4 protein-coding genes and 1 rRNA gene are annotated in these 7,590 nt (G+C 35.4%); 1 reads left to right on the forward strand and 4 read right to left on the reverse strand.

What is annotated here, in order from left to right; genetic code table 11:
* The first annotated feature begins 543 nt into the window (after positions 1-543).
* Positions 544-1,950, forward strand: a complete 1,407-nt coding sequence (gene pdxR, locus D8M03_RS16660) for a MocR-like pyridoxine biosynthesis transcription factor PdxR (RefSeq protein ID WP_211330999.1) — start codon at positions 544-546, stop codon at positions 1,948-1,950.
* Between the two features lie 25 nt (positions 1,951-1,975).
* On the opposite strand, the gene asnB is transcribed toward pdxR, so the two are convergent.
* From asnB to rrf, 4 genes are all read right to left on the reverse strand, one after another.
* Entirely contained in the window at positions 1,976-3,811 is a 1,836-nt protein-coding gene (gene asnB, locus D8M03_RS16665; protein ID WP_121215926.1) for an asparagine synthase (glutamine-hydrolyzing), read from the reverse strand.
* Positions 3,812-3,949: 138 nt separating this feature from the next.
* On the reverse strand, positions 3,950-5,254 hold the full coding sequence (locus D8M03_RS16670; protein WP_121215929.1) for a D-alanyl-D-alanine carboxypeptidase family protein: 1,305 nt from the start codon (positions 5,252-5,254) through the stop codon (positions 3,950-3,952).
* Positions 5,255-5,433: 179 nt separating this feature from the next.
* Positions 5,434-6,900 (reverse strand): IMP dehydrogenase, encoded by a 1,467-nt coding sequence (gene guaB, locus D8M03_RS16675; RefSeq protein ID WP_121215927.1) that lies wholly within the window; start codon positions 6,898-6,900, stop codon positions 5,434-5,436.
* Between the two features lie 578 nt (positions 6,901-7,478).
* Positions 7,479-7,590 (reverse strand): 5S ribosomal RNA (rrf, locus tag D8M03_RS16680); the annotation flags it as partial.

A 7,590-nucleotide genomic window follows, 5' to 3' on the forward strand; every position in this document is an offset into this window, starting at 1 on the left:
AAGAAGGCGCTTTTTGCCTTCGACAGAAGAGTCGAAGTGACGCGAGAGCCTAACCACCAGAGCTAGACATTAGAAAAGCGGAGAACGCTCGTTTAGCTCCGAAAACAACTGGAGGAATCGGTAAAAGGGCGCTTTTTGCCCTTGAAGACGATTCTGAAGTTGTCGAGGAGCTAGCGTTCGCAGCTAGACAATTCGAAAAGCGGAGGTGGTTCGCTCAGGCTTGACACGCACTGGCCGACATAAACGCCACGTCCTGTGGCATTGTCGGCACTTATACTTCCCTGTACTTCGGAGACTCTGACAAGAAGGCGCTTTTTGCCTTCGACAGAAGAGTCGAAGTGACGAGAGAGCCTAACCGCCAGAGCTAGACATTCGAAAAGCGGAGAACGCTCGTTCAGCTCCGACAACAACTGGAGGAATCTCCATTACAGATAAAACAATTTTTATTTCTACAAGAAACATTATCTTTAGTATAATTAACATTGACCATATAGTATTTATACATATTAAAGGAAATAAAATGGTCAGTTTGGAGTGAAGCCAATGGACATGCTTATTTTTAAACTAGAGAAAGATAGTCCCACACCATTATACGAACAACTTTATATCGGGATGAAAAATGCCATAATTGAAAAACAAATTGAAGTTGGCACAAAACTTCCCTCTAAAAGGAAACTCGCTGAATTCTTAAATATTAGCCAAACAACAATCGAAATTGCTTATGGACAATTACTTGCTGAAGGTTATATAGTCTCTAAACCCCGTATTGGTTATTTTGTAGAAGAAATAGATGAATTACCTTATGTTGAAAAAGATCAAATTGATGTGCAATATGAGCCTAAGCAACGACAAATCTATGAGCACAATTTTCATCCCGGGCAAATTGATTCTTCATTCCCCTTTTCTACATGGAGGAAATATGCAAAAGATATCTTTGATAGCAGTTCAAAGGAGCTTTTACAAACTGGGGAACCTCAAGGCGAATATGTTCTTCGTTCAGAAATTGCAAAATACTTATATCAATCTAGGGGAATTATTTGTAAACCTGAGCAAATTGTTATTGGTTCAGGAACAGAACAGTTATTACCAATGATTTTACGTTTAATTGAAAATAATACGAAATTTGCGTTAGAGAACCCAGGTTATTCTGCTATACCTCGTATTCATTTACAAAATAAAGCTATACCTATTTCTGTAGATGATGATGGTCTTATTGTAGATGAGCTAGAAGAATCAGATGCAAATATTGTTTACATTACTCCTTCACACCAGTTCCCTACTGGAGCAGTATTATCCGCAGCAAGGAGAACGCAACTTCTTAAATGGGCATCTAAGGGAAATCGCTACATTATTGAGGACGATTATGATAGTGAATTTCGTTATGTAGGAAAACCCATCCCTGCCCTTCAAGGATTAGATCAAAACAATAAAGTTATTTATATGAGTACCTTTACTAAATCGTTAATGCCTTCATTGCGTGTAGCTTATATCGTACTACCAAACACCCTTTTACAAAAATATAAAGATTCTTTTAGTTACTATTCTGCAACTGTTCCACGGTTTGACCAACATATATTAGCTAATTTTATGAAAGATGGTCATTTTTCTAAACATCTAAACCGTATGAGGAAAATTTATCGAAAAAAACACGATAAGTTACTACACACACTATCTACTTATTATCCTGATATTAAAGTTAAAGGTGATCATGCGGGAATGCATATTTTAATTTCAGTACCTATAAATAAAACAGAGGAGGAACTAAAACAGCAAGCTAACGATTCAAAAATAGCTATATACCCTGTATCAGAGTATCAGTTAAAACCATTAAACTACGATCAACCGTCATTTTTATTAGGCTTTGGAGGTATACCATTAGAGACAATTGATATAGCTATCGATAAATTAATGACATGTTGGGGAATTAAAAAAACTAGAGTAGAGATATAAGGCTATCTCTACTCTAGTTTTTCGTTTACTGCTCTAGCAATTGAATATTATAATTTTCAAACCAACGATCGATCTGAACTAAATATGCAAGCAATTGTGGACCTGCCATAAGCTGACCAAACCAAGGTACTTTAAACGAAGCCCCACCAGTTTGTAATAATGACATAAGCTGTTCTTTATCAAACAACTCATGTAAAATGGACTCTTTTCTGTTAATAACATTTTTTAATAACGCTTGAACACCTTCTGTATATTTGGGATGGTACGTTTTCGGATATGGGTTCTTTTTACGATATAGTACCTCGTTTGGAAGCAACCCTTCTACTGCTTTTCGAAGTAATCCCTTCTCCATATTTCCCATTTTTTTCATTTCCCAAGGAATATTCCATGCATATTCAACGATTCGATGATCTGCAAACGGAACGCGAACTTCTAAACTAGCACCCATACTCATTCGGTCTTTTCTTTCTAGTAAGGTTTGCATGAAATAACGCATATTTAAATAAAATAATTCTCTTTGCTTCGCCTCAATTGGACTTTCTCCTTCTAACTTTGGACAATCTTTAACTGATTCATCGAAAGCGTGTTTCATAAAATCCTTTAATTGAAGACGGGATTGCCACTCTTTTCGTAAAAACCCTTCTCTTTCATCAATAGAACGAATCCATGGAAACAGAGTGTAATCCTTATGGAACCAAGGATATCCTCCAAATATTTCGTCGGCGCATTCACCTGAAAGCGATACTGTAAATTTTTCTTTTATTACACGACAAGCTGCCAATAATGAACTATCGATATCTACCATCCCTGGCATATCACGAATCATCATTGCTTCTTCTAACAAATTGACTAATTCCTGCTGCGTAATCATAATCTCAAAATGATTTGTATGGAAATTTTTCTTCATTTTATTAATCCAATAGCTATCTTGAGAAGTTTGAAATTCATTTTTTTCAAAGAACTGATCATTGCCTTCAAAATCTATTGAATAAGTGTGTAAGGTACGTCCTTCTTTATTGTATGTGTTTGCAGCAATAGCTGTAATAATGCTTGAGTCTAAACCACCAGATAAAAATGTACAAAGGGGTACGTCTGATACAAGCTGGCGATTAATAGCATCTGTTACTAAAAATCGTATGTTTTCAACGGTCTCATCTAAGGTATGTTTGTGTTTTTCACTTTTAACATTCCAATAGCGCCATTTCCTTAATCCCTCTTTTGAAAACTTAAGTGCACAACCTGGTTCTAACTCTTCAATTCCTTTTAAAATACCACTTCCCGGTACTCTTGAAGGTCCTATACTTAATAGTGCTGCTAAACCTTGTCGATTGATTTGTGGGGTAATGTCTGGATGAGCTAATATCGCCTTAATCTCTGAGCCAAATTTTAAACTCCCCTCGATATGTGAAAAGAAGAAGGGTTTCACTCCTAAACGGTCTCGAAATGCATATAACGTTTCCTCTTGTTCATCCCAAACAGCAAAAGCATATATTCCATTTAAATGGTCTACACATTGCTCTTTCCATTCAATAAAAGAAGTTAATAAAACTTCTGTATCTGATGATGTAGAAAAACTATAACCACGTTTTTTAAGTTCCTGACGAATTTCTTCGGTATTATAAAGCTCTCCATTATATACCATTGTATAAGATTGATTTTTGTGGGATTTAGACATTGGTTGCTTTCCACCCACTAAATCAATCACTGCTAATCTACGATGACCAAGTAGAGCATGCGTGCTGCACCACACATTCCCATCATCTGGTCCCCTCTTTTTTAACGTTTCAGTCATACTTAAAACAATATTTTTTTGATGATGAATCACTTGGGTGAAATCAATCCATCCGGTAATGCCGCACATATTTTCACGCTCCTTCAACTACTAGCTTATGAAAAATGTAGGCAAACTTATTTTGTCCCAGAAAAAAAAGAGTGTGACAATAGTATAAGTTTATACTAATGACACACTCATGTAAGTTTTATAATATTACTATTTTTATTAGAATAAACCGCCAACAAAGCCTGTGATACCGCCCCAAACATTACCGAAAAAGCTTCCAACACCTTGGAAGAATAGTGAAATGGCACCTGCACGTTCCACTTTTTCAGTTGTTACAACATCCGCTGTAAACTCAGCTCCGTCAATGAAACCATGGTCAGTTCCTTCAGTACGCTCTATTACTACTTTCCCTACAACTGTATCCTTTTTCACTTCAGCTTCAAGGGATTTTTTATCTAGTACTAATTTTGGCTTATATAAATCTTTCTCATTTGTTTTTACTACAAATGAAATAGGTTCTTTAACCGCAATTTCTACTTTATCTTCTTTTCCTTTTGTAACATCAATTGTTTCATTGCCTTTGAACTTGTAGTTAGCCGGTATAATTTCTTGTTTTGAAAATTGACTAAAACCATAATCAAATAATTTCGCAGCTGCATCGAAACGAGCTGTCTTATCACTATCTGTACCTGTTGAATCTACGGCATTCATAACAACTGTAATAAGACGTGTTCCATTACGTACTGCAGTACCTGTGAAACATGAACCAGCAAGTAATGTCGTTCCTGTTTTTAGTCCATCTACACCTTCATATTCTGCAACTAATCCAGGTAACATCCAGTTCCAATTTGACATTTGAATTGCATCATCTGTACCTTCACGGAATGTCTTTTTTGAAATACTAGATGTTTCTAATACTTCTGGATGTTCTTTTAATAAATGATATGCAAGTTTCGCAACTGAACGAGCTGGCATAATATTCTCATCCTCAGGGCCTGTACCTGTTGGATGCATTCCAAATAGATCTGAGTTATTTAACCCTGTAGCGTTTACAAATTTATACCCTTCAAGTCCTAATTCCTCAGCTTTTTTATTCATTAGCTTTAAGAATTCAGTTTCCGTACCAGCAATTGTTTCTGCAATAGCCACTGTTGCAGCATTAGCAGAATAAATTGCCATTGCTTCATATAACTCACGAATTGTATATGTACCATCTGCGCGAAGAGGTACATTACTTAATGCACGGTTTTGTGACATTTTATATGTATACTCTGTAACACGATACTCTTGATCCCATGTAATTGTGCCTTTTTTAATAGCATCTAATAGGATATATTCTGTCATCATTTTCGACATACTAGCTATTCCTAAAGATGTATCAGCATTTTGCTCGTATAGTATTTTCCCTGTATCTGCATCAATTAAAATTGCAGCATCAACTGTTAACCCTAGATCTGTTTCAGCAGCACTTGTCTTAACCGGCGAAGTAGCTAACAAACTAATTAACAGTACAGGGATAATCATTAGACTTAACAAAGATGTTTTCCTTGCAGTTGTTTTCACTAATATTACCTCCAACTATATATTTATTTCCCTTCCGCCATTTTATCATAGAATTGCAAGATTAGTGTTACATTCAGATAAAAAAGCACTTTTTTAACATCTACCAAAGACGTTAAAAAAGTGCATATAGTTGCATAATATTAAGAAATGGAATAGTTTGGTGCTTCTTTTGTAATTTGAACATCATGTGGGTGAGACTCACGAAGTCCTGCACCTGTCATACGAATAAATTGAGACTTTTCACGAAGATGTTCAAGATTTGGTGCTCCACAATATCCCATACCTGCTCGAATACCACCAACTAATTGATCAATTGTATCAGCTAAAGGTCCTTTGTAAGGTAAGCGTCCTTCAATGCCTTCTGGAACTAGTTTTTTCGCATCTTCTTGGAAGTAACGGTCTTTTGAACCTTGTTCCATTGCCCCTAAAGATCCCATACCACGATAAACTTTGAAGCGACGACCTTGGAAGATTTCAGTATCTCCAGGAGATTCAGAAGTACCAGCTAATAGTGAACCAAGCATTACAACATGTCCACCAGCAGCAAGAGCTTTTACGATATCACCTGAATATTTAATTCCTCCATCTGCAATAATTGTTTTACCCATTTCACGAGCAACTGTTGCACAATCATAAATTGCAGTAATTTGAGGAACACCAACACCAGCTACAACACGAGTAGTACAAATTGAACCAGGACCAATACCAACTTTTACTACATCTGCTCCTGCTTCAAATAATGCACGTGTAGCTTCTCCTGTTGCTACGTTACCAGCGATAATTTCAAGATCTGGATATTCACTACGAATTTGTCTTACAGTGTCAATTACACCTTGTGAGTGACCATGTGCAGTATCGATTACAATGATATCTACTTGAGCCTCCACTAATTTTGCTACACGTTGCATCGTATCATTTGAAACACCTACTGCTGCTCCAACTAATAAACGACCAAGTTCATCTTTTGCTGCATTTGGGAATTCAATAACTTTCTCGATATCTTTAATAGTAATTAATCCAGTTAATTTTCCATTTCCATCGACGATTGGTAATTTTTCAATTTTATATTGTTGAAGAATTTTTTCTGCCTCTCCTACAGTTGTTCCTACTGGAGCAGTAATTAAATCTTCTTTTGTCATTACATCTTCAATTTTTAAAGAATAGTCAGAGATAAAACGCAAATCACGGTTTGTAATAATACCTACTAACGTTAAATCCTCTTCATTATTTACGATTGGCACACCCGAAATGCGATATTTTCCCATTAAATGTTCTGCATCAAATACTTGATGAGATGGTGTTAAGAAAAATGGATTCGTAATTACACCATTTTCAGATCGCTTAACTTTTTCAACTTCTTCAGCTTGTTCTTCAATGCTCATATTTTTATGGATGATTCCGATTCCACCTTGACGAGCCATTGCTATTGCCATTTTTGATTCTGTTACTGTATCCATACCTGCACTTATAATTGGTATGTTTAATTTTATCTTCTGTGTTAATTGAGTAGATAAATCAACTGTTTTAGGTAAAACCTCAGAATGAGCTGGTACTAATAAAACATCATCAAACGTTAAGCCTTCTTTGGCAAATTTCGTTTCCCACATTTCGTAAATGCCTCCTGTTTTTCTAAAAGAATATTAATTGTAAGATTATCAACATGCTCTAGAAGTGTCAAGATTCCAAAAAAAGAAAAAAAATTTGGATTATTCCAATAAATAAAGTCCATAGTAACAATACTTCATACATGTCTAAAAATATCCCATCATTGATAAAAATACATGGAATTTAACTATTATTAGATTACCTATATTGTACTACAATTACTCATGATATTTTTAAATCAATAATATTCTTATACTCATACGTACCAACTTATCCTTAATTAGATAAAAATTCATTTAGCTTTTATTTTTATAATTTTACATCGTATAATACTGAAAAAGTTGTCTATGATATTTAAGTGCTACTATGTAGTCTTTTATATAGAATCAGTTCTCTCTTTCAAAATACAAAATATTTTGTATTTATACTTTTCATATTAACTTCATTAAGGAGAAGAAAATCTATCGTTATTCTACGTAGCATCCTTAAATTTGATACACTTAGCTTTTTCTAATATCATATCTGCTCATACCATATCAACGTAAAAACCACCACTAACTTTAGTGGTGGTTTTTTATTTGCCTAGCAACGTCCTACTCTCACAGGGGGAAGCCCCCAACTACCATCGGCGCTAAAGAGCTTAACTTCCGTGTTCGGTATGGGAACGGGTGTGACCTCTTTGCCATCATCAC

Origin of the sequence: Ureibacillus endophyticus (genome assembly GCF_003628435.1) — a bacterium.
In the GTDB taxonomy this organism is placed as follows: Bacteria; Bacillota; Bacilli; order Bacillales_A; family Planococcaceae; genus Ureibacillus; species Ureibacillus endophyticus.